29 protein-coding genes and 1 other annotated feature are annotated in these 26,212 nt (G+C 31.4%); of the genes, 1 reads left to right on the plus strand and 28 read right to left on the minus strand.

Translation table 11 applies throughout. The features are described 5' to 3' along the window. Positions 1-161: 161 nt before the first annotated feature. The 4 genes from tsf to OZJ21_RS07715 form a co-directional block, all read right to left on the minus strand. Positions 162-1,037 carry a translation elongation factor Ts gene (gene tsf, locus OZJ21_RS07700; RefSeq protein WP_003699817.1) on the minus strand — a complete coding sequence of 292 codons (876 nt, stop codon included), beginning with the start codon at positions 1,035-1,037 and terminating at the stop codon, positions 162-164. Positions 1,038-1,130: 93 nt separating this feature from the next. Next, on the minus strand, positions 1,131-1,928 hold the full coding sequence (rpsB, locus tag OZJ21_RS07705) for a 30S ribosomal protein S2 (protein WP_003699815.1): 798 nt from the start codon (positions 1,926-1,928) through the stop codon (positions 1,131-1,133). A gap of 163 nt (positions 1,929-2,091) precedes the next feature. Beyond that, entirely contained in the window at positions 2,092-2,379 is a 288-nt protein-coding gene (locus tag OZJ21_RS07710) for a GIY-YIG nuclease family protein (protein ID WP_003699814.1), read from the minus strand. Beyond that, entirely contained in the window at positions 2,363-3,121 is a 759-nt protein-coding gene (locus OZJ21_RS07715) for a tRNA1(Val) (adenine(37)-N6)-methyltransferase (protein WP_003699813.1), read from the minus strand. Before OZJ21_RS07715 ends, OZJ21_RS07710 begins: the two co-directional genes overlap by 17 nt. Before the next feature lie 89 nt (positions 3,122-3,210). Here OZJ21_RS07715 and OZJ21_RS07720 point away from each other — a divergent pair, with 89 nt between their 5' ends. Next, complete coding sequence (locus OZJ21_RS07720; protein ID WP_003705907.1) at positions 3,211-3,834, plus strand: lysophospholipid acyltransferase family protein; 624 nt, start codon at positions 3,211-3,213, stop codon at positions 3,832-3,834. A 159-nt stretch (positions 3,835-3,993) separates the two neighbouring features. On the opposite strand, the gene rpmF is transcribed toward OZJ21_RS07720, so the two are convergent. The 24 genes from rpmF to OZJ21_RS07840 form a co-directional block, all read right to left on the minus strand. Beyond that, positions 3,994-4,170 carry a 50S ribosomal protein L32 gene (rpmF, locus tag OZJ21_RS07725; RefSeq protein ID WP_003699811.1) on the minus strand — a complete coding sequence of 59 codons (177 nt, stop codon included), beginning with the start codon at positions 4,168-4,170 and terminating at the stop codon, positions 3,994-3,996. Positions 4,171-4,252: 82 nt separating this feature from the next. Then, entirely contained in the window at positions 4,253-4,798 is a 546-nt protein-coding gene (locus tag OZJ21_RS07730; protein WP_003699809.1) for a YceD family protein, read from the minus strand. 76 nt (positions 4,799-4,874) lie between these two features. Beyond that, positions 4,875-6,017 (minus strand): nucleotidyltransferase, encoded by a 1,143-nt coding sequence (locus OZJ21_RS07735; protein ID WP_003709850.1) that lies wholly within the window; start codon positions 6,015-6,017, stop codon positions 4,875-4,877. 15 nt (positions 6,018-6,032) lie between these two features. Continuing rightward, complete coding sequence (locus tag OZJ21_RS07740) at positions 6,033-6,767, minus strand: class I SAM-dependent DNA methyltransferase (protein WP_034984133.1); 735 nt, start codon at positions 6,765-6,767, stop codon at positions 6,033-6,035. A 1-nt stretch (position 6,768) separates the two neighbouring features. Then, entirely contained in the window at positions 6,769-7,122 is a 354-nt protein-coding gene (rsfS, locus tag OZJ21_RS07745; protein ID WP_003699805.1) for a ribosome silencing factor, read from the minus strand. A 22-nt stretch (positions 7,123-7,144) separates the two neighbouring features. Continuing rightward, on the minus strand, positions 7,145-7,744 hold the full coding sequence (yqeK, locus tag OZJ21_RS07750) for a bis(5'-nucleosyl)-tetraphosphatase (symmetrical) YqeK (RefSeq protein ID WP_081559323.1): 600 nt from the start codon (positions 7,742-7,744) through the stop codon (positions 7,145-7,147). After that, positions 7,737-8,369, minus strand: coding sequence for a nicotinate-nucleotide adenylyltransferase (locus tag OZJ21_RS07755; protein ID WP_003705901.1), 633 nt, complete (start codon positions 8,367-8,369; stop codon positions 7,737-7,739). Before OZJ21_RS07755 ends, yqeK begins: the two co-directional genes overlap by 8 nt. Before the next feature lie 18 nt (positions 8,370-8,387). After that, positions 8,388-8,699 carry a ribosome assembly RNA-binding protein YhbY gene (yhbY, locus tag OZJ21_RS07760; RefSeq protein ID WP_098034809.1) on the minus strand — a complete coding sequence of 104 codons (312 nt, stop codon included), beginning with the start codon at positions 8,697-8,699 and terminating at the stop codon, positions 8,388-8,390. A gap of 21 nt (positions 8,700-8,720) precedes the next feature. Next, positions 8,721-9,842 carry a ribosome biogenesis GTPase YqeH gene (gene yqeH / locus OZJ21_RS07765; protein ID WP_003705899.1) on the minus strand — a complete coding sequence of 374 codons (1,122 nt, stop codon included), beginning with the start codon at positions 9,840-9,842 and terminating at the stop codon, positions 8,721-8,723. After that, positions 9,829-10,368, minus strand: coding sequence for a YqeG family HAD IIIA-type phosphatase (locus OZJ21_RS07770; RefSeq protein ID WP_081559321.1), 540 nt, complete (start codon positions 10,366-10,368; stop codon positions 9,829-9,831). Before OZJ21_RS07770 ends, yqeH begins: the two co-directional genes overlap by 14 nt. A gap of 142 nt (positions 10,369-10,510) precedes the next feature. Then, on the minus strand, positions 10,511-10,873 hold the full coding sequence (rplT, locus tag OZJ21_RS07775; RefSeq protein WP_003699795.1) for a 50S ribosomal protein L20: 363 nt from the start codon (positions 10,871-10,873) through the stop codon (positions 10,511-10,513). Between the two features lie 92 nt (positions 10,874-10,965). Next, on the minus strand, positions 10,966-11,166 hold the full coding sequence (rpmI, locus tag OZJ21_RS07780) for a 50S ribosomal protein L35 (RefSeq protein WP_003699793.1): 201 nt from the start codon (positions 11,164-11,166) through the stop codon (positions 10,966-10,968). 36 nt (positions 11,167-11,202) lie between these two features. Then, complete coding sequence (gene infC / locus OZJ21_RS07785) at positions 11,203-11,703, minus strand: translation initiation factor IF-3 (RefSeq protein WP_003705897.1); 501 nt, start codon at positions 11,701-11,703, stop codon at positions 11,203-11,205. Between the two features lie 43 nt (positions 11,704-11,746). Then, positions 11,747-11,882, minus strand: a sequence feature (ribosomal protein L20 leader region). Between the two features lie 53 nt (positions 11,883-11,935). Then, the gene (gene thrS, locus OZJ21_RS07790; protein ID WP_003699791.1) at positions 11,936-13,885 is read right to left on the minus strand and encodes a threonine--tRNA ligase; all 1,950 of its coding nucleotides are present in this window, start codon (positions 13,883-13,885) and stop codon (positions 11,936-11,938) included. Positions 13,886-14,192: 307 nt separating this feature from the next. After that, positions 14,193-15,122 (minus strand): primosomal protein DnaI, encoded by a 930-nt coding sequence (gene dnaI, locus OZJ21_RS07795; RefSeq protein WP_003705895.1) that lies wholly within the window; start codon positions 15,120-15,122, stop codon positions 14,193-14,195. Between the two features lie 9 nt (positions 15,123-15,131). Further along, the gene (locus OZJ21_RS07800; protein ID WP_081509347.1) at positions 15,132-16,478 is read right to left on the minus strand and encodes a DnaD domain protein; all 1,347 of its coding nucleotides are present in this window, start codon (positions 16,476-16,478) and stop codon (positions 15,132-15,134) included. A gap of 9 nt (positions 16,479-16,487) precedes the next feature. Next, positions 16,488-16,961, minus strand: coding sequence for a transcriptional regulator NrdR (nrdR, locus tag OZJ21_RS07805; RefSeq protein ID WP_003699785.1), 474 nt, complete (start codon positions 16,959-16,961; stop codon positions 16,488-16,490). 14 nt (positions 16,962-16,975) lie between these two features. Beyond that, a complete protein-coding gene (coaE, locus tag OZJ21_RS07810) occupies positions 16,976-17,581 on the minus strand; it encodes a dephospho-CoA kinase (RefSeq protein WP_003705892.1) in 606 nt (201 codons plus the stop codon). Continuing rightward, a complete protein-coding gene (gene mutM / locus OZJ21_RS07815; RefSeq protein WP_003705891.1) occupies positions 17,578-18,408 on the minus strand; it encodes a DNA-formamidopyrimidine glycosylase in 831 nt (276 codons plus the stop codon). The genes coaE and mutM overlap by 4 nt, the downstream gene beginning before the upstream one ends. 12 nt (positions 18,409-18,420) lie before the next feature. Then, on the minus strand, positions 18,421-21,099 hold the full coding sequence (gene polA / locus OZJ21_RS07820; RefSeq protein ID WP_081533837.1) for a DNA polymerase I: 2,679 nt from the start codon (positions 21,097-21,099) through the stop codon (positions 18,421-18,423). A gap of 120 nt (positions 21,100-21,219) precedes the next feature. Beyond that, the gene (locus OZJ21_RS07825; protein WP_160993615.1) at positions 21,220-21,921 is read right to left on the minus strand and encodes a Bax inhibitor-1/YccA family protein; all 702 of its coding nucleotides are present in this window, start codon (positions 21,919-21,921) and stop codon (positions 21,220-21,222) included. A gap of 33 nt (positions 21,922-21,954) precedes the next feature. Next, a complete protein-coding gene (locus OZJ21_RS07830; RefSeq protein ID WP_003702490.1) occupies positions 21,955-22,395 on the minus strand; it encodes an FAS1-like dehydratase domain-containing protein in 441 nt (146 codons plus the stop codon). 108 nt (positions 22,396-22,503) lie between these two features. Next, positions 22,504-23,835: a UDP-N-acetylmuramate--L-alanine ligase gene (murC, locus tag OZJ21_RS07835; RefSeq protein WP_003705888.1), complete on the minus strand. Its 1,332-nt coding sequence runs from the start codon at positions 23,833-23,835 to the stop codon at positions 22,504-22,506. A gap of 75 nt (positions 23,836-23,910) precedes the next feature. Then, positions 23,911-26,196 (minus strand): DNA translocase FtsK, encoded by a 2,286-nt coding sequence (locus OZJ21_RS07840; RefSeq protein ID WP_081533831.1) that lies wholly within the window; start codon positions 26,194-26,196, stop codon positions 23,911-23,913. Positions 26,197-26,212: the final 16 nt, after the last annotated feature.

The raw sequence follows: 26,212 nt of genomic DNA on the forward strand, positions 1-26,212 counted from the left end.
TATTATTCTTTTACAAGTGCTGAATTATTATTTTATTTAACATTAACTAAGTAGTATTTCCTATACGACAATCGACATAAACTTATTAATACTATATAAAAGTACAAAAAAAGTTGCCATAAACGTTGATAAACCAACATTTACAGCAACTAAATTAAATATTATTTAATTTGAGACATTACTTCTTCAGCAAAGTTTTCTTCTTTCTTTTCAATACCTTCGCCAACTTCATAACGAACAAAAGATTTTACCTTACCATTCTTAGAAGCAACATATTTTGCAACTGTTAAATCAGGATCCTTAACAAAGTCTTGATCATCTAATGCAACTTCTGCAAAGAACTTGTTCAAGCGACCAGCAACCATTTTTTCAATGATTTTTTCTGGCTTGCCTTCATTCTTAGCTTCTTCTGTAAGAACTTCCTTTTCATGTGCAACTTCAGCTTCTGGAACTTCATCACGGTTTACATATTTAGGATTAATAGCAGCAACGTGCATAGCAACATCCTTAGCTGTAGCTTCATCAGCACCTTCTACTACTGACAATACAGCAATACGTCCACCATCGTGTAAGTATGCACCAAAGTTGTCAGCGTCTGCCTTTTCAACAACTTCAAAACGACGTAAACTAATCTTTTCACCAATAACTTGTGTAGCTTCAATTAATTCATCGTTAAGAGTACCTTTATCTGTCTTTAATTGTAAAGCAGCTTCTACATCAGCAGGTGTGTTTTCAGCAATAACGTCTGCAATATGCTTTACTAATGCTTTAAATTGATCATTTTGTGCAACAAAGTCTGTTTCAGCGTTAACTTCAACAATAACAGCCTTATTACCATTTACAGCAACGTTTGCTAAACCTTCAGCAGCAACACGATCACTCTTCTTAGCAGCTTTTGCCATACCTTTTTCACGTAAGAAATCAATAGCTTTTTCCATGTCACCTTCTACAGCAACTAAAGCTTTTTTAGCGTCCATCATACCAACGCCTGTTTTATCACGTAACTCTTTTACTTGAGCAGCAGAAATCTTTGCCATCTTAATTGGCCTCCTTAAAATTAAAATTACTAAAAAAGCTGTCTCAAACTGAGGCTATTTGCCCACAAATTCGAGACAGCCTAAGTTAACTAACTATTCAGCATCTGTGCTATCATTGTCGCCTTCTACAGCTTCAACGATATCTTCGATTGAATCAACTTGATCATCTGTATTTTCAAATGTATCTTCAGTAACAGGTGCATCATCTTCACCTTGACGACCTTCAATGATAGCATCTGCCATCTTAGAAGTGATTAAACGAACTGCACGAATTGCATCGTCGTTTGATGGAATCTTAACATCAATTTCATCAGGATCTGCGTTTGTATCAACCATAGCAACAATAGGAATGTTCAATTTTTGAGCTTCCTTAACAGCGATACGTTCTTTACGAGGATCAACGATGAACAATACATCAGGAATACGTGGCATATCTTCAATACCACCAAGGAATTTTTCTAAACGATCTCTTTGTTTAATTAACAAAGCAACTTCCTTCTTAGGTAAGCGATCAAAAGTACCATCTTCAGCCATTGCCTTGATTTCTTTTAACTTCTTAATACGCTTTTGAATTGTATTCCAGTTAGTCAAAGTACCACCTAACCAACGATGGTTAACATAGTATTGACCTGCACGCTTTGCTTCTTCTTCGATAGCTTCTTGTGCTTGCTTCTTTGTACCAACAAATAATACTACGCCGTCATCACTTGCAGCATCTTTAATGAAGTCATATGCATCATCAATTAACTTAACTGTTTTTTGTAAGTCAATGATGTAGATACCGTTACGTTCTGTAAAGATATACTTCTTCATCTTAGGGTTCCAACGACGTGTTTGGTGACCAAAATGTACACCAGCTTCTAGTAATTGTTTCATGGTAATAACTGCCATTACAATTTACCTCCAAATAATTTGTTTTTTTATCCTCCCACATGTTCAATTGTTAAAAAACTCTGACGAGCAACTTTTTAACTATCGCATGCAGTGTGAATTGTGTCTTACACACTTAAAAGATTATACTTTATTATTGTATGAATTGCAATGATTTTATTAATCATTCAATTAAATTTCTATCTACACCATGTTCAACTAAATATTTATTTTTCTTTTCCCTAGATTGATGCTTAAATGCATATTCTTTTTTTAAAGCCATACTTTTAGAACTAAATTTTTCATGATAAATCATTTCAACTGGTCTACGTTTTTTTAATCTTGTGTATTTAGCACCTACTCCATCATTATGTTGATTTAATCTCCTAATTAAATCAGTCGTAAATCCTCCATATAAAGTATTGTCTGCACACAATAATACATAGAAATAATAGCTATTTTCCTTTACCATATAAAAGTTCCTCTATAACATTAGTATATTTTCCATTATCTTCCGACACAATTATAGGTGGAAGGTAACGAATCCCACCATCTTTTCCTGCTTTTATACCTTGAACTAATACAATATTAGCTTCCTTATCTTTTTTTGGATATACTAATTGAATTTTTTTTGGAGCAATATTGTGTTTTCTCATCAAATCTAACATTTCAAGTAGCCTATCAGGTCTATATACAAAATTAGCCTTCCCACCAAATTTCAAAAGTCCACTTGTAACTTCTATGACTTGTTCTAGAGTTACCTTAATTTCATGTCTTGCAATAGCATAGTACTGATTAGGATTTTTTTTACTTGTTTCCAAATTAGCGAAATACGGAGGATTACATACCACCATATCAACCGAATCTTTTGATATCAAACCTTGTAAATTATTTAAATCCTCATTTAAGATTGTGATTTTATCTTCTAAATTATTCAGTAATATACTTCTTCTAGCCATATCAGCTAATCTTTTTTGAATCTCTACTTGGATTATTTTTCCATTCACTTTCTGACTCAAAAAAAGACCTACTGCACCATTTCCTGCACATAGATCCACTATCTTAGAATTCTTTTTCTTCAATGAGTCTGCAAAGTCAGCCAATAAAACAGCATCTATTGAAAAAGAAAAAACTTCGCTACTTTGAATAATTTTTATCTTTGATGAATACAATTGATCAATTCGTTCATTAGATAGTAATATATCCTCATGCATTATAAAACCTCATTTTTTACTTGCAACTTAAAAATTTTTTTCATACTATATGATAGTAGTATAACAAATTATAGAAAGGTTGTCGCTCAATGTTTTATTCTTTCATTCGTGTGATAGTTCGTATTATAGTTTACATTGTTAATGGAAAACCTACATATTTAAATAAAGAAAAACTTCCAACTGGAAATTATATTTTAGTCGGCCCACATAGGACTTGGTTCGATCCTTTATATTTTGCATTAGCTGCTTCTCCAAAGAAATTCTCTTTTATGGCTAAAGAAGAATTATTCAAAAATCCTATATTACGATTCATTCTTGTACACGCCAATGCTTTTCCTGTTAATCGAGAAAATCCTGGACCTTCAGTTATTAAAACTCCTGTTAAATGGTTAAAAAAGAAAGATTTATCACTTATCATGTTTCCATCTGGAACTAGACATTCTCAAAAACTAAAAGGTGGAGCAATTTTAATTGCTAAACTTTCAGGAGTTCCTATTGTTCCTGCTGTGTATCAAGGGCCATTAACCTTTAAAGGACTTTTAACTAGAAAAAAAACTACAGTTGCTTTTGGAGATCCAATCTATTTAGATAGGAAAATGAAAATTAACGATAAAAATCAGAAAATTATTATTGAAAAAATGGAACAGCAATTCAATAGTTTAGATAAATCTATTAATCCTGATTTTAAGTACATTGATGTGTCAAAAAAATAATCCAGTTTTCAAAAAAGTACGATAAAATTATTATCTCAAAATTTTATCGTACTTTTTATTTAGTAAATATTAAAATAACGCTTTTCTTTCTGAATAAAGAAAAGCGTTATCCAAGTTATTAAAGGGCCATGGTCCCTTTAATCTTAATTAATATTTCGATTACTTAGTTTTTACAACTTCCTTGTCACCATAGTATCCACAACTTGGGCATACATGATGTGCTTTACGTAATTCACCACAATTTGGGCAAGCACTCATACCAGGTACTTGTAACTTGTAATGTGTGCGACGTAATCTCTTGCGAGTTTTAGATGTTCTACGTGCTGGTACAGCCATTATTAGACACCTCCTTAAAACAATAAATAAATCTACCAAGAAAGATTCTACTTGTTATTCACAAAATTTGCAATAGCTATTACTATTTATCTTCATCAAAGAAATTCTTTAACTTAGCTAATCTTGGATCAATATTATCTTTCTTATGATTGTTTTTCTGCAACTGTTCCTCACGAATGACACTCCAGTCATTACCAGACGGCATAACTGCGTCATCTCGTTTCTCATCTACAGATAAAACCTGCATAGGAATTTGTAACAATATATTGTCTTCTATAACATCTGCAAGATTCAGTATATCATCTTTTAATACAATAACGACATCCGTATCTTCAAAATTTGATAAATTCGGATTATAATGACTTAAATAATGCTCTGTTACATCAAAATTAAGTTCTAAATCGACTGGTTGAAATGAACGACTAGAAGGTAAGGTTACTGTACAGTTAACCTTCATATAGCCTAAAACTCCTAATTCGTCGACAGAAAACATTCCATCAACATGTACTGTTGAAACTTTTATAATATCAGATCTTCTAGATTTTAATGCTTCATTCAAATCTAAATTCTCTGTAAAATGGATTGGAGCTTCACTTGCTTGATTTAGCTCTTTTAAAGACCATTTCATGTTATATTCCTCCCAATGCAACAAATTTGATTATAACTTTCATTTAAACCTTTGTCAATGTTTTTTCCTTGACACCTCAAAATATCAATGGGGCTCTTTTTAAATCTTGCTCTTTATAATTTTGAGATTGATAAATTTTCCCAGCTCTATAATCAACATGATAAAAGTCATCTTTATCTTGTTGGGATATTTTAGCCAGTAATGGTATTTCACTATTTTTCTTCATTATATTCAAAGCTTTCTGTCCATTTTTCGTAAATCCTAATAAATGCACATAAGGAAATTTATTATACAAACTAACATCATTAACTTTCATTCCTACTAAAGTAGCAACTGATAATCTTGTTAGCCTAGTGTATGTGAATCTTTTTGATTTAACAGCTTTTAGCCATTCATCAAATGTCGCTTCTGTCTTTAGTTCTAAAGCTTTCTTTTTCATTCTATATTGAATTCCTTCAGCCATCCCGTAAATATTAGCTAACTCATCAATATCACTAGATATTAGTTTATATCTTAGAAATGGCCAAAAATCATCCCAAGAAACATATTTTTCATCCCTTAAATCTTGGTAGGAAGGAAGATACTTATCAACTAAATTATGGTCTTTAGAAAACAAAACTTTTCTGATTGCTGTAGCACTTGCGATATTACTATCAGGAGACAAAGACTTATCATGATAACCTGCAACATTTCTAGAGATTGGATTTAACTTTAACTTTTTTCCAAATTTCAAATTTGCCTTAGCATATGCCAAGCCTAAGACATCATTAGGTGAATCTATATTATGTCCTATTTTTGCCGCAACAGCTTCTTGGAATGCTTCAGCATAAGATATATTTTTTTTTGAAAATTCAGTACTATCTAAATTTTGAACCAACTGTGCATATGTCATAAAATCATACTCAGCATGTTCAGCACCAAAGAAAAGTTCTTCACATCCCATATTACTTAATATTCGTACCCCATTCTCAGCAAATCTATCGGCAGGTTGTACACATCCAGCAATCGGTATCTCTACAACTACATCTACACCATTCAACAATGCTTGTCTTGCTCTTACCCACTTATCAACAATTGCAGGCTCCCCTCTTTGTAGAAAATTACCACTCATAGCAACAATTATGATTGATTCCGGATAAATCTCTTTAACTTTTTCTATTTGATATAGATGACCATTATGAAATGGATTATATTCTGCTATAATACCAATAATTTTCATTACTATCACCACTTATTAAATACTACATTTAAAGAACCAACGTTCAGTTTGTTTTTCTATATCTTCACGTCCAAATTCGGCACTTACTTCTATCTGATTAAAGCCAGCTTCTTTCAGCAATTCAATATAATCTCTTAATTCGTAAGTTCTTTCTTTATGAAGTTCATTAACTTTTTTATATGCATTAATACTTTCATCAAAAATGAAAAAAGTTAAATCATGTTCAACACTATGTTCATATTCTCCTAAGTATGTTGTCCATACAAAAGTTTGCTCATCATCACTGTAATTATACATATATCCTGGATATATTTTATCAGTCTTATATGGCGTTATTACATCAAACAAAAAAACACCATCTTTTTTTAAATGTTGTTTCACTTCTCTAAATGCATTCTTTAATATTCTTTTATTAGGTAAATAACATAAAGAATCAGCAAAACAAGTTACAACATTATATTTTTCTAGACCTGATAAATCTTGCATATCACCAGCAACTAATGTTAATTCTATGTTTTCTTCATATGAATGCTGATATGCTAATGACAACATTTCTTCAGATAAATCAAATCCGGTTACATCATAGCCCTTCTTTGCAATTTCCACTGCAAATCTTCCAGAACCACATGCTAAATCTAAAATATTACTATTTTTTTCAAATTCATATCTATCAAAATAAGACACCCAATCCTTATACATTTGCGGATCCATTAATTTGTCGTACAATTGGGCGAACGTTGTATATATCATATTATTTTATCCAATCGGCAATATTTACTAATGGTGCATCAGACCATAGTTTTTCTAAATTATAAAACTGTCTAGTTTCTGTCTTGAAAACATGAACTACTACATCGCCTAAGTCTAATAATATCCAGTTTGCTCCATCTTTTCCTTCAATATCTTTAACATCAGCACCAGCTTCATAAACTTGTTCTTTAACTGCATCAGCAATAGCCTTTACTTGTCGTTCAGAATTAGCTTGTGTAATTACAAAATAATCCGCTAAAATACTAATTCCTTGAACATCTAATGCTACTGTATCCTCTGCTCTCTTACTATCAGCAGCTTTTACAACTATTTCTAAAAGTTTCTTACTATCCATTAATCAAAATCCTTTCAAATAATTACTCTGCTACCCATTTATTATAAGTTAATATAGCTTTAGGGTAGATAACTTTATCCTGACTTAACAAAAATTCTAAAACATGTTTAGTTTCATAACTAACAGCATCGTCTAAATTTGCTTTAGCAATTGTTCTAGCTAGCTTTACTCCCGGAAAACTGCGTCCCTCTTCAATGTAATCGGCAACATATATAATCTTATCCAAAGTTGTCATCTCAACATCACCTACAGTATGTCGTCTAACAGCATTTAAAATTTCTTCATTTTTAATTTGCAATTCATTTTTAATGATTTCTGCACCAACTACACCATGCCAAATAAAATTATTCCAATTTAGCAAATCTTTAGATAAATTTTCATCTAAAATTGTTTTTTTAAATTCTTCTGGTGTTCTTTCCTTAGCATAATCATGTACTAAAGCAGCAATACTTGCTTTTTCTGTACTATAATCATTTTTCTTAGCTAATTCGATTGCTGCTTTTTCTACACCAAGTATGTGTTTAAATCTTGACTCTTTTACTGATTCTTTTACTTTTTTTACCAATTCTTCTCGCGTTCCGGAAAAAATTCCCTCTGTATATTCTAAATCTAGATTATTCACGATACAAACCTTCTTCATGTATATAGTTTTCCACTTCTGGTGTCACTAAATATTTTATAGAACATCCTTGCTTTACATTTCGTCTAACTAAAGTTGAACTAATATCTGTCATTGGAACATCTACCCACATAATTGGATATTTACTTTCCTTTCTATATCCAGGTCTACCAACACCAACAAATTTTACTAATTTAATTAGTTCTTCTATTCTATGCCATTTTGGTAGATACTCAACCATATCTCCACCAATTATAAAATAATAGTCTACTTCTGGATTCTTCAATTTCAATTCCTTAATTGTGTCTATTGTATAACTTACACCTTTACGTCGTAACTCTATATCACTAACTTTAAATTCAGGCTCATCCATCGTACTAAGTTTCACCATTTTTAGTCGCTTTTCAGCAGAAATAGCTGTTTTTTTATCAATATGAGGTGGTTGGTAATCGGGGATAAACATTACTTCATCTAAATTTAATTGGCTTTTTACTTGTTCTGCAATAATTAAATGTCCTAGATGTGGCGGATTAAAAGTACCACCTAATATTCCTACCCTCTTATGTTTCATATTCGTTATTAATTCAGCCATGACTTTTATTTCAGGAATTGTTATTGTTTTAACCATTGTATATCCCTCTAATTTTTATAATTCTGCAACTTTTACTGAAATTTTTTGGTTTCCAGCCTTACCAGACTTTTTAAACAGAACTAACACATTACCTATTGTTTGAATAACTTGTGCATCACTATTATTCTCTATAAATTCTTTAACCTCTTCAACTTCCACTAGTGAATTTTGCAAAATATTAACTTTTAATAGTTCTCTTTTATCTAATGCTTTTAAAACTTCATCTAACCATACTTCACTCAACCCATCTTTACCAATTTGAAAAATAGGTTTTAAATGATGAGCTTCACTACGTAAATATCGTTTTTGTTTTCCTCTAAGTTTCATATTACACATCTCTTTCTATACTTAAATCATTGCTTTTCTTATTAATACTCCTACACCTTCTGGAGCCCAACCAGCAACAATTGTATTCGGACTTAAACTTATCCAACCTAATCCTGAAAATACTAAGTCACTTTTTTCACTTATCTTAAATTCAAATCTGGTTAGTTTAGGTATTTTTTCCAATTCTTCTCTAGTAGGTGGTTGTAATAATTCTCCTGCATGTTTTTCATAAAATTTATCAGCATTTTGTAACTTTGTGCGATGTAATGGTAAATTATTATCAAAATATGCAATTACACTTGTGCGTCCGCCAGAAATATAATCAAATCTTGCTAAAGACCCTAAGAAAATGGTTTGTCCTTCATTTAATTGATAAACTTTAGGCTTGATTTCTTTTTGAGGAGAAGCAAACTTTAACGATTTTCCTGTTAAATAATGAGCCATTTGTTGCTTGTGAATAATTCCCGGTGTATCTATCAAATTTTTACCATCATCAAATGGTATTTCAATTTTATCTAATGTTGTCCCTGGAAAACGCGAAGTTGTAATCAACTCAGAAATACCTGTTTGTTGCTTAATTATACGGTTAATAAGTGTGGACTTACCAACATTAGTAACACCTACTACATATACATCTCTGCCTTTACGATACTTATCAATTAATTCTAATAAATTATCAATTTCATACCCTTTACTTGCACTAGTTAGTGCTACATCTATAGGTCTCAAACCTTGTTTATTAGCTTCTTGACGTAACCAGTCTTTAATCCGTGAACGTTTTAAAGACTTAGGTAACAAATCAGATTTATTACCTACTAACAAAACGTCATTCTTACCAACAAATCTATGTAGTCCTGGGATAACTGATCCATTAAAATCAAATATATCTACAACATTAACAATCAATGAATCTGATTCACCAATTTGATTTAGTAATCTTAAAAAATCATCATCTGTCAAACTTACATCTGCTATTTCATTATAGTGTCTCAATCTAAAACAACGTTGACAATACAACTCTTCTGTCTCTAACCCTTTTTTTACAGCAGATTCTGGTGTATACCCTAGTTCATTTGGGTTTTTAGATTGGATTTTAGCTCCACACCCAATACAATATAAAATTTCATTATTAGTTTCTGTCATCTAAGGAATGCCTCCATAATTTTTCCATTTTATTATTTTTTATTAAATTATTTTTTATGATTTTTTCTAATATCCTATTTGGCTTAGTATTCCATGCATCACTTTTAACTAAAGGTTTAACTAGAATACTCCTAATACCAGCATTATTAGCAGCAGCAATATCTGTCATTAATTGGTCTCCGACCAAAACAACTTCGTTATTCTTTAAATTATATCTCTTCTTAGCAATATTTATTCCTCTAACAAATGGCTTTAATGCCCTTGAGACAAATGGAAGTTCAAAACGTTCTACCGCTCTTTTTATACGCCTATGATTATTATTTGATACAACTATAACTGGTATAGATTCCTCTCTCATAACTTTTAACCAATTTCTGAGTTCTGGTGTACCATCTGGATTATTCCAAGCAATTAATGTATTATCTAAATCCGTTAAAATTGCTTTAATTCCATGATTTTTAACTTCTTGTGGTGTTAAATCATAAATAGATTCAATCTTCCAAGTCGGTATAAATCTTTTAAACATTGAAAATTCTCCTAATATTTTATCAATTTAAATTATATCATATTTTCCCTGAGCAATCTGTTTATACAAAATTATAAGTAATTTTAAGGATATAAAAAAAGCAAGAAGGTAAAATACCTTCTCACTTAATTAAAAAACTAAATTATTCAGCAGCTAAAGCTTTCTTTGCTTCATCAACAAGTGCTGTAAATGCAGCTGCATCTGTAATAGCTAAATCAGCTAACATCTTACGGTTAACTTCAACATTAGCTAACTTCAAACCATGCATTAACTTGCTGTAGCTAATGTCATTTTGACGAGCAGCAGCATTAATACGAGCAATCCATAACTTACGGAAGTTAGACTTTGTCTTACGACGATCACGGAATGCATATTGGTATGACTTCATAACTTGTTGCTTAGCAACTTTGAATTGAATATGCTTTGCTCCGCGATAACCTTTAGCTAATTTGATAATTTTCTTACGACGTTGGCGTGTAACAGATCCACCTTTAACACGTGGCATGACAATTCCTCCTTAAAAATTCAACCTTTATACTAGGTATAGTTACATAATTAAGTAACTTTTCTTCTTTATAATATTTATCTTAGATATTCTTATTTCATTTGAGAAAGCATTTGCTTGATACGTTTCATATCTGAAGCAGATACCATTGAAGCTTTACGTAATTGACGACGTTGCTTCTTTGTTTTACCGTGGAAACGATGTGATGTGTAGGCGTTTGAACGTTTCAAACCACCATTTCCTGTACGCTTAAAGCGTTTTGCTGATGCACGGTGTGTTTTTTGTTTTGGCATGATTATAAATCCTCCTAAAATAAATAAATTGTTTTATTATTTTTCAGTTTTTGGTGCAAGCATTAAGAACATGCTACGACCATCCATTTTTGCTTTAGACTCTACAGTTGCAACGTCTTCAGTTGCTTCTGCAAAACGATTAAGGACATCACGACCAATATCCTTATGAGTAATTGCACGTCCCTTAAAACGAATAGAAACTTTAACCTTGTCTCCTTTAGATAAGAACTTACGTGCATTCTTCATCTTAGTATTAAAGTCATTCGTATCAATAGTTGGACTTAAACGAACTTCTTTGATGTTAACAACTTTTTGCTTTTTACGAGCTTCTCTTTGTTTCTTTTGAAGTTCAAAACGATATTTACCGTAATCCATGATTTTTGCAACAGGTGGCTTAGCTTTAGGAGCAACTAAAACCAGGTCAAGATTTGCATCTTCAGCCATTTTTAGAGCTTCTTGCTTAGTCTTTACACCTAATTGGTCACCATTATCGCTAATCAATCTTAATTCTCGAGCACGAATGCCTTCATTAACCATTTTATCGACTGCTATGATATTCACCTCCAAAAATAATTCAGAGAGAAAATGCAGAAAACGGACATCCAAAAAATCAGAATGCCCGTCTTAATAATCCGTTTTAATTAGAATTAATATCATAATTTCTGCCCGGAAACCTACATTTCCTAGGCGAGAAGCGGGTGCCTCTGCTTTTTTCTCAACTTTATAAGTATATCAACTACACTTAAAAGCGTCAAGACTATAATAGAAATTATTTTTCTCTACTATAATTTTCTATATCTTCAAACAAAAGATTCTTAAATTCAGCTTTTGTCATAGTGTTAGTCTTTTCTTCACCATATTTACGAACTGTCACTGTTCCGTTTGAAACTTCTTCATCACCAATAACAAGTGTATAAGGTATCTTGTTTACTTGGGCTTGACGAATCTTATATCCCATTTTTTCATTTCTATCATCAACAGTAACACGAATGCCATGTGCTCTTAATTTACTGCTTAAATCATTTACATAATCCATATGTAAATCATTCTTAACAGGAATAATATCTACTTGGTGTGGAGCTAACCAAGTTGGAAATGCACCCTTATACATTTCAGTTAAGTAAGCTGTAAAACGTTCCATAGTTGAAACAATTCCACGGTGAACCATAACTGGTCTATGTTCCTCACCGTCAGCACCAATGTACTTCAAATCAAATCTTTCTGGCAATAAGAAGTCTAATTGGATAGTTGATAATGTTTCTTCTCCACCTAAAGCTGTCTTAGTTTGGACATCAATCTTAGGACCATAGAATGCAGCTTCGCCTTCAGCTTCAAAATATTCTAGACCCATATCATCCATAGCAGCTTTTAACTTACTTTGAGATTTTTCCCACATTTCATCATCATCAAAGTATTTTTCTGTATTCTTAGGATCTCTATAACTTAAGCGGAAACGATAATCTGTAATATCAAAGTCATTATAAACTTCCGTCATTAATTTAATTAAAGTCTTAATTTCATCTTCAATATGATCTGGTTCAATAAAGTCATGACCATCATTCAAAGTCATTTCACGAACACGAGACAATCCTGTTAATGCTCCAGACTTTTCGTATCTATGCATCATACCTAATTCAGCGATACGTAATGGTAATTCACGATATGAACGCTTGTGATGATTGTAAACTTGAATATGGGATGGGCAGTTCATCGGACGTAATTCCAACATTTCACCATCGCCCATATCCATTGGTGGAAACATATCTTCACGATAGTGATCCCAATGACCAGATTGCTTATACAAGTTCAAATTTGCTAGAACTGGAGTATAGACATGTTGGAATCCCCATGCAACTTCCTTATCAATTATATATCGTTCAATTACACGACGAATTGTTGCACCATTTGGCATCCAATATGGTAATCCTGCACCAACTTTAGGATCAACAAAGAATAAATCTAATTCATTTCCAATTACACGATGATCTCTTTCACGAGCTTCTTTTTGACGTTGTAATTCAGCATCCAAATCTTTTTGCTTATAAAAAGCTGTACCATAGATACGTTGTAACATTGGATTGCTTGAAGCACCTTTCCAGTATGCACCAGCAACAGATAATAGTTTAAAAATCTTTACTTCACCAGTTGAAGATAAAACTACTCCATCAGTGATATCAATAAAATCACCTTGCTTATAAGCAACTACTCTACCATTATTTTTATTAGCTACATCTCTAACTAATTCTTCTTGATATTCGTCACCTGATACTAAATTCAAAGCTTCTTCTTCTGAAAACTCAACTCGTTCTATAGGTAAGTTTGCCTTTATTATTTCAGACATTTTTTGAGAAATCTTTTCAAAATCTGTTTCTGCAACTTGGCCTTCAGAATTATCAGTATCAAAATAGAATCCATGCTCTGTAACATCACCCAAACCAAATTTCATATTTGGGTATAATTCATGTAATGCATTAGCTAAAACTTGTGCTGCTGTTCTCCACAATACAACTAATCCATCATTAGAATCTTTTGTAATAATTTCAATAGATCCATCTTCTTTTAATGGTTGATTTAAATCAACAAAATTACCATCAACTTTTCCTGCAACAGCTTTTTTAGCCAAACTGATACTAATTGATTTAGCAATTTCAGCTGTTGTTACACCAGCATCAAATTCCTTTACTGAATTATCTGGAAATGTAATTTTTATACTAGACATTAATTCTACCTCCTGAATTCTCTATGAAACAAATAACGTCCCTAACACACCAACATTGATGTATTAAGGACGCTATTAACGTGGTTCCACCTTTAATTTTTAGCTTTAAACAAACTACTCATTGTGCTGTTAACGGTCGCACCGGTCTAACTTTTCATTAAACAATACATGAAAGTGGTAAGAATACTACATTATTGAAAGTTTTCAGTCAAGCCTTTCATCCCTGAATCATAGTAATCCGTTTGTCTTTCACGAAATCTACAGTTTTATTTAACCATTATCTTGAAGATTATTCAAGGGTTTTTCATTATTTATTTCTTCTATTTTCACCATTAATAACTACTTCATCAACTAAAAATCTAATTCTTTCCATGATTCTTTTTGCTTTCAAGGGTTCTAACTCACCTCTCGTATTCTGCGTTAAGTAGAATTCTTCTAAATCATCTAAAGCAATATTTGAACTAAAGAAAGTTGGTAATTCTTCTTGCATACGATATTGTAAAATCACACCTAGAACATCATCTCTAAACCAACTACTTAATTGATCAGCACCTATATCATCTATCATTAATACAGGAGCTTTTTTCAAAGCATCAACTTTTTCCATAGTGGTATTTTTACCAATAGAATTTTTTATTTCTACAGCAAAAGATGGCATGTGAACTAAAGTTACTTTTATCCCCTTTTCTGCTAATTTATTAGCAATCGCTCCCAGTAAATATGTTTTTCCTACTCCAAACGATCCAGATAAATATAGTCCTTTATGAAAGATATTAGGCGTTTCAGTATAGTTCGCAACAAATTCTATAGCTTTTTTTAAAGCTATCATTCTTCCATCATCATCTCTATAATAATTTTCTAGTGTTGCTTTACGAATACTTTTAGGAAGATTGACAATATTAATTCTATTATTTATTTCTCTTAGTCGTCTCTCTTCTATCAATTTTTTAGTAGGTACATAGGTTACTTCAATGTGATGATCACTAATAGTTAATTGTGGCGAATACCCTGGGGCAAAAACTTCTTTTCCTTCTGCTATTTTTTGCTTCAAGTCAACAAATTCATATAACTTACTTGCACCCTTTAATATTTCTTGATGGCTTAGTCTATCTTTGTTTTCACGTAAAAACAATTGCACATCATCATCTTTTAAACTTTTTTCAATTATTTCTTTATACTTTTTTTCCCACTTATTTTCTACTAGCCTTTTACTAAGTTCCTTTCCCATATCTTCCACATAGCTCACCTACTTTCCATTTATTTTTTTCAATAGCTCGTCAATTTCTTTATTTTCTTTCTTTCCAACGTCTGTTAGCTTATTCTTTCCCTTTTCTTTAGCCCACTCAGGTAATTTTTCTTTAACAATTACATTGCTTTTACGGCCTTTTGAATCTTTTTTTGTCGTTTTGCGTTGTAGTGATTTTTCTCGAGTGAAACTTTTAACGTAAGTCATCGCTTCTTGAGCGTTTCTTATTTTTTTCTTTGTCCAATCAGCAGCAATTCTTTCAAATGTTCCTTTTAAGATGGTAGAACTATCTTGAACAACTAACAAATAATGAATTAAAACATTAATAACTTCATTTGGTAACATCTGCTTTTCTACCAATGTTTTTACAGCATACCTTTCATTAGCAGTGACAAAACTTCCTAACTCATTTTTTAGGATCTCTAAAAATTCTAATGGAACATAGGCTTTAAAAGCATTAACTAAAGGATCAATATTCTTATCTTTTTCGTCATCTTTAGCTTTAGCCGTTTCTACTATCTTGTTTTCCTTAAAGTTTCTTCGAATTCCGCTATCAAAATTTTTTTGAGCTAATTTTTTAAATTCATTATAATCAATCTTATTATTTGTTACATTAATTGCTTTTTCTAAAAGTTTTACTAATTGAAATTCATCTATACCATAAACTAATTTAACACTTTTAATAATATCTAAGTGTTCCATAACATCATCTGAACTTATATATGAGTTCTTTATGAAATCACTAAAAACTGTCATGTCTAATGACACCTTTTGACGATTAATAAGAGATTCATCATTTGAAATCTTACTATTATTTAATTGAGCTTGTAAAACAATATTATCTTTATTTAAATTAAATACATCAAAAAATTGCTTTGTAACTTCTTTTTTATCATGATAATTATTATCAAATTTATTCCATAAAGATAATTTTTTAAATTTTTCATTTCCAACCATTTCTAATAACGCCGTGCTTAATAAATCATCTGTAAAAAATTTCACTTCGTTTAATGGTTTTTGAAGTTCATAGATATGATACTTACCTAATTTATCTTCACCTTCAAATGTTTTTATAAGCCCCGTAGCCTCAAGTTTCAAACGTGCATCATATAACTCAGGAATACTTATCCCTAAGCCATCTATAATATTCTTATTCAGTTTTCTCTCACTTAATATTAATTTAGGGTCAATTTCAAAACGTAAATATGAATATAATGCTACCGCTACAATACCTATTATTGGCTGATACAGCACTTGAACAATTTCAATATCATGATTATCTATATAGGTAGATGCAGATACCAAATATCCATCTTTTGGTGATAGTTTATTCAATGCGCTATCCATAAACTCATCCTAATCTTTCGAATTATTTTCTTCACGATCCATTAATTCCCTTAATTCATCAGCAAAGGCATGCATATCTTTAAATTCCCTATAAACACTCGCATATCTAATATAGGCAACTTCATCAACATCAGCCAATATTTTCATTACATATTCTCCAATTAATTGGCTTGAGACTTCGGTTCCTCCAACAGAGCGTAGTTTATTTTCAACTTTATCAACTATTTCTGTAATTTCATCTATTCCTACAGGACGTTTTTCAGCAGCTCTTACAATTCCCCTTAGTAATTTTTCTCTTTGAAATTCTTCCCTTGTTCCGTTCTTCTTAATAACTAATAAAGGAGTTACTTCGACTCTCTCAAATGTTGTGAATCGATATCCACACTGCTCACATTCTCGGCGTCTTCTAATGGCATGTCCATTATCCGCTGGTCTACTATCTACAACTCTAGAACCGTTTTTATGACAATTTGGGCATTTCATAGTTGTAGCTCACCTCATTTCTCTAACATTAAATTATTTCTCTCTAGCCATTCTATCACTTGATTATGAGTATCTTCAATACTTCTTGAATTATCAATGACAATATCAGCTTTGGAATTTCTTTCTGCACTATCTAATTGAGCAGATATTCTTTTCAACGCTTTATCCCTAGTTAGTCCATCTCTTTGTATCAATCTTTCTATTTGTAATTCTTTGGGAATGTATATGACCATTGTAAAATCACACATCTTATCATATCCACCTTCAAATAACAAAGGAATATCTAAGATTAATACATCTGCACCTTGCTTTTTATAATATTCAATTTGATTAATTATTTCTGTGCGTATTTTTTTACTCAATATTTTATTAAGTAACTCTCTTTTGTCCTTGTTTTCAAAAACTATTTCACCTAATTTTTTTCTATTTAAACTTCCATCAGATTGTAAAATATCATTTCCAAAAAAATGACTAATTTCTTTTAAACCTTCTGTATGTGGCTCCACAACTTTACGAGAAACTTTATCAGCGTCAATAATTGGATATCCCATCTCTTTTAAATATGTGCTAACAGTTGTCTTTCCTGAAGCTATTCCGCCAGTTAATCCTAAAATTTTCATAATTTTACCACCTGACACTTAGGACAAAAATGTGTTCCTCTCTGACCTACAACAATTCTTTGAATTGGTGTTCCGCATCTCTCACAAGGATCCCCTGTTCTTTGATAAGCATGTAAGCTAAACTGAAATCCTCCAGAATGTCTAAATGCATCTGTATATGATCTAATTGTAGTTCCTCCGGCTTCGGTAGCTAACGCTAGTTCTTTAATAATATTATCTCGTAAAACTTCAATTTCCTCTTTAGTTAATTTATTTGCCGGTGTTTCAGGATGAATTTTACTCATCCACAACACTTCATCTGCATAAATATTTCCCAAACCTGCCACTATCGTTTGATCTAATAAAGCATTTTTTATAGCTTTTTTTCTCCTTTTCAAATTTTTAGAAAAATCTTCAACTATAAAGGTTTCCTCTTTAGGTTCTGGTCCTAATTTAGCTAAACCAGCTGTTTGCATTTCCATTCCCGTTTTAACCAATTGCATCCTGCCAAACTTTCTAACATCGTTATATCTAAGTGATGTCCCATCTGTAAAATCAAATACTACGTGGGTATGTTTTTCAACTTCTTTTGTACTTGGTTCAACGAAATATTTCCCTTCCATTCTCAAATGGGAAATCATTGTCAAATCACTACTAAATCTAAATAATAGATATTTCCCACGTCTATCAATTTTTTTAATAGTTTTATTTGTTAGTTTTTCTATGAATTCTGTCTCTTCATTAATTATAGTTTTAGAATACAACACTCTAATATCTTTTATTTTTTTATTTAAGACTAGTTTCTCTAGTCCTCTACGTACTGTTTCAACTTCTGGTAATTCAGGCATTATCTCACCTTCCTACTTCGTATCAAACCAAGTTTGTCCATGCTTACTTTCAACTTTTAACGGTACATCCAGCTTAACTGCTGAATCCATAACTTTTGGAACCATATCCTCTAATAATGGAATTTCTTCTGTTGGTGCTTCAAAGATTAATTCGTCATGTACTTGAAGTAGCATTTTTGCTTGCAAATTCTTTTCTTTTAACATTTCTTGCATATTAATCATCGCAACCTTAATAATATCAGCTGCACTACCCTGAATTGGTGAATTCATAGCTGTTCTTTCAGCAAAAGAGCGTAAATTAAAATTACGACTCTTTATATCAGGTAGATATCGTCTTCTGTTAAAAATAGTTTCTACATATCCATTTTCTTTAGCAAATTCAACAATTTTTTCCATATAATCTTTTACGCCAGAAAATGTATCTAAATAAGTATCTATAAATTGTTTAGCCTGTTTTCTTGATATCCCTATATTTTGTGATAAACCATAATCGCTAATACCATATACAATTCCAAAATTAACAGCTTTAGCTTGTCTTCTCATATTAGGAGTTACTTCATCTGGACTATCTACATTAAAAATTCTCATCGCTGTACTTGCGTGAATATCCATGCCTTCCTTAAAAGCCTCTTGCATATTTTTGTCTTTTGAAATATGTGCCAATACACGTAATTCAATCTGTGAATAATCAGAAGAAAATATTTCCCATCCTGGATGACTTGGAACAAAAGCTTGACGTATTTTTCTACCTTCTTCTAAACGAACAGGAATGTTTTGTAGATTTGGATCAACTGAAGATAGTCTTCCTGTTGAAGTTAAGGTTTGAGTATATCTTGTATGAGCCTTTCCGTCTGTCTTAGAAACCACTTTTAACAATCCCTCAATATATGTAGATTGTATTTTAGCTAATTGACGATATTGTAAGATATTATCAACAATTGGGGACATACCTCTAAGTTGCTCTAATACACCTACTGCTGTTGAATATCCTGTTTTTGTCTTTTTAATAACTGGTAACTTTAATTTTTCAAACAATATAACACCTAATTGTTTTGGTGAATTTAAGTTAAATTCTTCTCCAGCTTCATTATATATTTCCTGCTCTAGTTCACTTAATCGTTCTTTCAATTCACTTTGCATAGTTTCTAGTCTATTACTATCCACTTTTACGCCCGCAATTTCCATATTTGCTAATACAATCGACAATGGACGTTCTATTTTTGTATATAGATCTAGTTGTTGATTTTCTTCTAACTCATTAAATAATTTTTCTTTTAAATTATTTATCGCTTTTACTTTTCTCACTAAATGTTCAAATAAAACTTCTTTATCTTCTGGCACAGCATGTTTAGCACCTTTACCATATATTTGCTCATCAGATTCTACATCATAATATTCGTGCTGTTGTGCCAACAAACCTAGATCATTACTATTTTCACTATTATCTAGCAAGTATGATACAAGTAACAAATCAAAATTAATTTTCGATAAAGTAACACCTAATCTATTTAAGCCAACATATTGTCTTTTGCCATCAAATAAATCTACTTCAACTTCATCTGATTCCAACAAATTCTTGATTTGTTTTTTCTTTAGTAAATCTATATCATCCGACACTAAATATTTATCACCTATTTTAATAGAGAAACCAATAATTTCAGCTGTATGATAATTTTCTCCATCTATTTCTAAATTAAATACTATTTCATCATTATCACTAACATTTATATCATCTAAATTTTCTTCTGTTAATTCAGTAAATTCTATATTACTTTTAGATTCAAAAATATCTAATTGTTCACTACTTTCATCCTTTAATTGTGATAAAAACTTTCGAAAATCTAATTTTTGATATAACGTTACTAATTTCTCAATATCTTTTCCAGTCCATTCAGTTTCTTCTAAAGTTATTTCAACTGGAGCGTCTTTTCTAATTTCTGCTAAATCTTGGCATAAATAAGCAATTTCCTTTTCTCTGATTAAATTTTCTTTCATCTTAGACTTTTTCATTTCATCTATATTTTTATAGATTCCATCTAAAGTACCATATTGTTTCAACAATTTAATTGCTGTCTTCTCACCAATTTTTGTAACTCCAGGATAGTTATCAGAAGTATCACCCACTAAAGCTTTCATATCAACGATTTGTTCAGGGATTAAACCTATTTTTTCTTCAACATGACTTGGAGTATATTCTTCAATCTCACTAACACCCTTAACTGTTACAGCAACCGTTGTTTTATCAGTTGTTAATTGCGTTAAATCCCTATCTCCTGTAACAACTACAACATCATAGTTTTTCTTTTCAGCTTTTGCAGCTAATGTTCCGATAATATCATCAGCCTCATAATTTTTTAGCTCGTAAGTTTTTATCCCATATCCTTCTAGTAAATTTTTTATTTCTGGAAATTGCTCTGATAATTCTGAAGGAGTTTTAGCTCTCCCACCTTTATAATCAGTAAATTTTTCAGTTCTAAAAGTAGTTTTACCAGCATCAAATGCTACTAATATATGTGTAGGGTTAACCTTAGTTAAGATGCTATCTAACATATTCTTAAATCCATAAATTGCGTTAGTATGTAATCCTTCATGATTTACAAATCTACTTAAAGAATTATGCAAAGCAAAAAAAGCCCTAAATGTAACACTATTTCCATCTATTAATAATAATTTATTTTTTTCTTCTACCATAATACACTTAGCTGGAAGTCCAACTATATACTCCCTTCGTTTTCTTCTAATCTTATTGTACCAATAAACTATATTCTATTAAATAAAAAAAGACTTGGGAAAAATCCCAAGCCTGAAATATTAATCTTTGTTTCCACCTAAACCAGTAAAAATATTTAATAATTGTATAAATAAATTTACGAAGTCTAAATATAATTGTAACGCGCCCATAATTGCTAAATTTGTCGTATTAATTTGATTTCCATATTGAATATACATTTGACGAAATCTTTGTGAATCCCAAGCTATTAAAGCTGCAAAGATAATAACACCTATAAACGAAAATGCCAAAGTTATAATTGAACTTTTTAGGAAAATATTAATTATCATTACAATAATTAAAGCTATCAAAGCAGCCATTGCTTGACGACCTATTCCTGACAAATCTTTCTTAGTATTTGTTCCCATCAAAGCTAAAACTATAAACATAACTGTTGCTGAAACAAATGCCATAGTTACATCTTGACTTGAATAAACTTGAACAATTAAACCAAAAAATAATCCTTCTAATACTGAATATAATCCCAATCCCGTTAAGGACATAGCTGGAGATCTGTCAGCTTTAAAAGACATAGACATAACTAAAACAACTTGCAAAATCAAAATTCCCCATACAGCCCAACGATTATTAGCAAAAAAAGTTAAGGCCTGTACCTGATATACATTAGAAATCAGATAAGCTGTGACAGCAGAAATTGCAACTGCACCAGCCATAAAGCCATACATCTTAGCCATAAAACTATTTAGTCCAACTTGATTTCCATAAATCTCATTATTATTCATTCTTAATATCAAATCCTCTCATAGTCTAAAGTGTTAAAAAATCTTAGGTGGTTTTACAATCACCACTGCATCAATAACACGATCTCCATCTTCATTTTCACCTTCAACAGAAATCGTAATAACTTCTTTCATGCTATCAACTTTAATAACTTCAAAACTAAATGTTACCATCTCATCATGATAGACGGGAAGGATAAAATTAGTTGATAAATTAACTACATCACTACCTGGTCCCGGTAAAACTTTAGAAATTGAACTTGTAATAATACCTGTAAGTAATACTGGTGGAACGATTGGCTTTTGATACTCAGTATCTCTTGCATAATCATGTTGAATATATAGAGGATTATTATCGTTTGTAATACCTAAATATAATAACAGATCTCTATCGCTTATACTTTCAGTAACAGTTAAAGAATCTCCTTCTTTTATCTCATCAATTGTTTTACCGCGCCTATGCACATCTTCAGACATGACAACACCTCCACGTTTTCTTAGACATATCATACCACATGTAGATTTTTTTAACAATTAATTAGACAGGCGTCTGTTTTGATATTTTTTAGAATGATCTTTTAATAACTAGTTATTTTTTAAGCTCAAATTACTTAGCAAATCTTCATATGCATGTTCATATTTTTGAATATCTCCTGCTCCCATAAAAATAACAACATCGTCATGGAAATCTAGTAGAGGGGACATATTATCTAATTTTAGAACCTCTCCACCTTTACTAATTTTCTTACCTAAATCTTCAGAAGAAACTTTTCCATCATGTTCTCTAATAGAACTAAAGATATCAGTTAAGTAAACTTTATCTGCTAAACTTAAACTTTCAGCAAATTCATCCATTAACGCAATTGTTCTACTAAAAGTATGTGGTTGGAATACTGCTATTATCTTCTTATCTGGATATTGTTGACGAGCTGCATCTATTGTTGCTTTTATTTCTGCTGGATGATGTGCATAATCATCAATAATCACCATATCTGCCACACGTTTTTCCGTAAAACGTCTCTTAACACCCTTAAATGTTAACAATTCTTTAGCAATTTCTTGTTGATCTACTTTTTCCATATATGAAACAGCAATTACAGCTAAACTATTTAAAACATTGTGTTCCCCAAACATTGGAATATCATAATTTCCAATAAATTCATCATGGAAATAAACATCAAAATTAGAACCCTTTGTTGTACGTTTAATGTTTTCAGCTCTAAAATCATCATCCGACTTAGTACCATAATAGTGCACTGGAACTTTTGCATTAAGTTTACGCAAGTTTTCATCCTCGCCCCATACAAAAATTCCTTTTTTAGTTTGCATAGCCAATGTTTCAAATGCATCTCTAACATCATCAATGTCTGTGAAATAATCTGGATGATCAAAATCAATATTAGTCATAATCGCATAATCTGGGTGATATGCAACGAAATGACGACGATATTCATCTGCTTCAAAAACGAAGAAACGTGCATTAGGAGTTCCCTTACCAGAACCATCGCCAACTAAATAGCTTGTTGGTGATACTCCGCTTAATACATGAGCTAGTAAACCTGATGTACTTGTTTTACCATGTGCACCAGCAACACCTATACTTGTTGTTTCTTCAATAATTTGTTCTACTGTTTCTGGGTATGTTTGTACTGTCAATCCCATATCATGAGCTTTTTTAATTTCTACTTGATCATTACCAAATGCATTACCAGCAACTACGATCATATCTTCCTTAATATTATCTTCATCAAATGGTAAAATTTTTATTCCAGCATTCTCTAAGCCTCTTTGTGTGAAAGTATACTTATCAATGTCAGATCCTAGAACCTTATATCCTTTATCATGTAAAATTAAAGCTAAAGAGCTCATTCCAGTTCCTTTAATTCCTACAAAAAAATATGTTTGTTCACTATTCATAATCTACGTTTCCTCTTTTCTAACTTCCGATCATTTCAATGATACCATAAATATAATTATTTTTATTATTTAGACTTAATTTGTTTCCTTCATTTTTTCAAGTTTTTCAGGAGTTATATATACGTCCCTAGGTTTAGACCCCTTTGCAGACGAAATGTATTGTTTACTTTCCAAATCATCAATAATTTTTGCAGCTCTATTATAGCCTATTGAAAATACTCTTTGAAGCTTAGATATAGAAATCCCATCTTCATTAACGATATATTCTAAAATTTCAGGCATTAGATCATCTTCATTTTCAGTCTGTGTCTCTATAACTTTTAACTTATCTGGATTAAAAGCATATGTCGGAGTTCCTTGTTCTCGGATAAAGTCTGTAATCTTTTCTATTTCATCCTCAACGTACGTTCCTTGAATACGTCTTGCTTGACTTTCACCATTTCCTAAATACAACATGTCTCCTCTACCAAGTAATCTTTCTGCTCCAGACGAATCTAAAATCGTCCTTGAATCAACTTGACTAGATACCATAAAAGCAATTCTAGTAGGTATATTACTTTTAATAACACCAGTTATAACATCTACACTTGGACGTTGCGTTGCAATTATCATATGTATCCCAGCTGCACGCGCTTTTTGTGTAATTCTTATAATATAATCTTGAACTTCAGAAGAAGCGACCATCATTAAATCTGCCAACTCATCTATAACGATGACAATATATGGCATTTTTAATCCATAATCTCCGTTTTCTTCAGCTTTTTCATTGTACGATTCTATATTTTTAGCTCCTGCAGCCGCTAAACGTTCAAATCGTTCTTCCATTTCATTAACTGCCCATTTTAATGATGCCGTAGCTGCTTGAGGATCAGATACAACAGGGGCCAATAAGTGTGGAATATCATGATATGGAGCCATTTCAACAGCTTTAGGATCAATCAGTAGCAGTTTTAGCTCTGCCGGTGTTGCTTTATATAATAAAGATACTAACATACTATTGATAAATACTGATTTCCCCGAACCTGTTGCCCCCGCAATCAGACCATGTGGCATTTTAGCTATATTTGTAACTTGGGGTTGTCCAAATAAGTCTACACCTAATGCCACAGTTAAAGGTGAGGTTGCTTCTTTGAAGACTTTAGAATTTAAGACTTCTGATAACATAACTGGACGTGACTTTTTATTTGGTATCTCAATTCCCACACTTCGTTTTCCGGGAATTGGTGCTTCTATTCTAATATCTTTAGCTGCTAAAGCTAATTTTAAGTCATCTGTCAAATTTGTAATTTTATTAACTTTAACTCCCCTATTTAACGTTACTTCAAATTGAGTAACTGTTGGGCCAATAGTCCAATTAGTAACTTCAGCTTTAACATGAAAAGCCTCTAAAGTCTCATTTAGAATATCTACTTCTTGTAACACCCATTCATCCATCTCATCTTCATCATTAATTACAGGATCTGGTAGTAATGACATTTCCGGGAATTTATACATTAAATTTTCCTTATTGTCACCTTTTTGCGACTGATTAAATAAGGATAAGTGACTTTGCATATCATTCTTTTCTTGTTGCATAATTTCATCTAAAGAACGATCTAATGCTTTCTTCTTAGGAGCATTATCATCTTGCTGCTTAAGTTCTACAGTTTTTTCAATTTCTTCATGATGATAATTTCTAGCTGTTTCGTAAGGAATTACTGTATCCATACTATTGTCGTCACTTTCTTCTGAAGAAATAGTATCAATATCATTTTGTTCCATAGAATCTTCTGAAACTTCTATCTCGTTACTATTTATATCTTCTGTCTCCTCATTTCCTTGATTCTCTTCATCATCAGTAGGCTCGCTAATTTCTTGTTCTTTATTAACTTTAATATTGTCATCAGCATTGTCATCATTTATTTCTTCAGTTAACTTACTATCTGCTGGTGTTTCTAATTCATCTTCAGGTAATTCATTTTTATCTTCAATTTGTTGGAGATTATTTTCTTCAAAGATATTATCATCTACAATATCTTTAGACTCTTGAAAATCATCCGTGAATAACCATAAATTATTAAATTTTAATCTCAATTTTGCTACTAACTTACTATATTTTTCTTTGTCATTCTTGTTAGTAAACTTAATAGATGAAGGTGGTACATATGTAGGGCGAAATGGACGTGTTCTATAACTGTCCAAAGTTGTGCTTGTTCGCACAAAAGCTCTTTGACGTCTAATATTTCTTCCTTCAAATTTATGACTAGCTTTCTTAAAAGAAGATGTAGAAGAAACATTTGAACTTTTTTTTGCACTATTTTCATCTATATTACTTGATCGACCTTGTCTACGAAAAAAAGCTGGTCCATCATAATGTTCCATTCTATCTCATCCTATC

This window comes from Ligilactobacillus sp. UO.C109, assembly GCF_026847815.1.
GTDB classification, from domain to species: domain Bacteria; phylum Bacillota; class Bacilli; order Lactobacillales; family Lactobacillaceae; genus Ligilactobacillus; species Ligilactobacillus salivarius.

Bases quoted from the DNA above. Each gene is read 5' to 3' on its own strand.
- tsf (WP_003699817.1), bottom strand. From the start codon at position 1,037: ATGGCAAAGATTTCTGCTGCTCAAGTAAAAGAGTTACGTGATAAAACA.
- rpsB (WP_003699815.1), bottom strand. From the start codon at position 1,928: ATGGCAGTTATTACCATGAAACAATTACTAGAAGCTGGTGTACATTTT.
- OZJ21_RS07710 (WP_003699814.1), bottom strand. From the start codon at position 2,379: ATGGTAAAGGAAAATAGCTATTATTTCTATGTATTATTGTGTGCAGAC.
- OZJ21_RS07715 (WP_003699813.1), bottom strand. From the start codon at position 3,121: ATGCATGAGGATATATTACTATCTAATGAACGAATTGATCAATTGTAT.
- OZJ21_RS07720 (WP_003705907.1), top strand. From the start codon at position 3,211: ATGTTTTATTCTTTCATTCGTGTGATAGTTCGTATTATAGTTTACATT.
- rpmF (WP_003699811.1), bottom strand. From the start codon at position 4,170: ATGGCTGTACCAGCACGTAGAACATCTAAAACTCGCAAGAGATTACGT.
- OZJ21_RS07730 (WP_003699809.1), bottom strand. From the start codon at position 4,798: ATGAAATGGTCTTTAAAAGAGCTAAATCAAGCAAGTGAAGCTCCAATC.
- OZJ21_RS07735 (WP_003709850.1), bottom strand. From the start codon at position 6,017: ATGAAAATTATTGGTATTATAGCAGAATATAATCCATTTCATAATGGT.
- OZJ21_RS07740 (WP_034984133.1), bottom strand. From the start codon at position 6,767: ATGATATATACAACGTTCGCCCAATTGTACGACAAATTAATGGATCCG.
- rsfS (WP_003699805.1), bottom strand. From the start codon at position 7,122: ATGGATAGTAAGAAACTTTTAGAAATAGTTGTAAAAGCTGCTGATAGT.
- OZJ21_RS07755 (WP_003705901.1), bottom strand. From the start codon at position 8,369: ATGGTTAAAACAATAACAATTCCTGAAATAAAAGTCATGGCTGAATTA.
- yhbY (WP_098034809.1), bottom strand. From the start codon at position 8,699: ATGAAACTTAGAGGAAAACAAAAACGATATTTACGTAGTGAAGCTCAT.
- yqeH (WP_003705899.1), bottom strand. From the start codon at position 9,842: ATGACAGAAACTAATAATGAAATTTTATATTGTATTGGGTGTGGAGCT.
- OZJ21_RS07770 (WP_081559321.1), bottom strand. From the start codon at position 10,368: ATGTTTAAAAGATTTATACCGACTTGGAAGATTGAATCTATTTATGAT.
- rplT (WP_003699795.1), bottom strand. From the start codon at position 10,873: ATGCCACGTGTTAAAGGTGGATCTGTTACACGCCAACGTCGTAAGAAA.
- rpmI (WP_003699793.1), bottom strand. From the start codon at position 11,166: ATGCCAAAACAAAAAACACACCGTGCATCAGCAAAACGCTTTAAGCGT.
- infC (WP_003705897.1), bottom strand. From the start codon at position 11,703: ATGGTTAATGAAGGCATTCGTGCTCGAGAATTAAGATTGATTAGCGAT.
- thrS (WP_003699791.1), bottom strand. From the start codon at position 13,885: ATGTCTAGTATAAAAATTACATTTCCAGATAATTCAGTAAAGGAATTT.
- OZJ21_RS07800 (WP_081509347.1), bottom strand. From the start codon at position 16,478: ATGGATAGCGCATTGAATAAACTATCACCAAAAGATGGATATTTGGTA.
- nrdR (WP_003699785.1), bottom strand. From the start codon at position 16,961: ATGAAATGCCCAAATTGTCATAAAAACGGTTCTAGAGTTGTAGATAGT.
- coaE (WP_003705892.1), bottom strand. From the start codon at position 17,581: ATGAAAATTTTAGGATTAACTGGCGGAATAGCTTCAGGAAAGACAACT.
- mutM (WP_003705891.1), bottom strand. From the start codon at position 18,408: ATGCCTGAATTACCAGAAGTTGAAACAGTACGTAGAGGACTAGAGAAA.
- polA (WP_081533837.1), bottom strand. From the start codon at position 21,099: ATGGTAGAAGAAAAAAATAAATTATTATTAATAGATGGAAATAGTGTT.
- OZJ21_RS07825 (WP_160993615.1), bottom strand. From the start codon at position 21,921: ATGAATAATAATGAGATTTATGGAAATCAAGTTGGACTAAATAGTTTT.
- OZJ21_RS07830 (WP_003702490.1), bottom strand. From the start codon at position 22,395: ATGTCTGAAGATGTGCATAGGCGCGGTAAAACAATTGATGAGATAAAA.
- murC (WP_003705888.1), bottom strand. From the start codon at position 23,835: ATGAATAGTGAACAAACATATTTTTTTGTAGGAATTAAAGGAACTGGA.
- OZJ21_RS07840 (WP_081533831.1), bottom strand. From the start codon at position 26,196: ATGGAACATTATGATGGACCAGCTTTTTTTCGTAGACAAGGTCGATCA.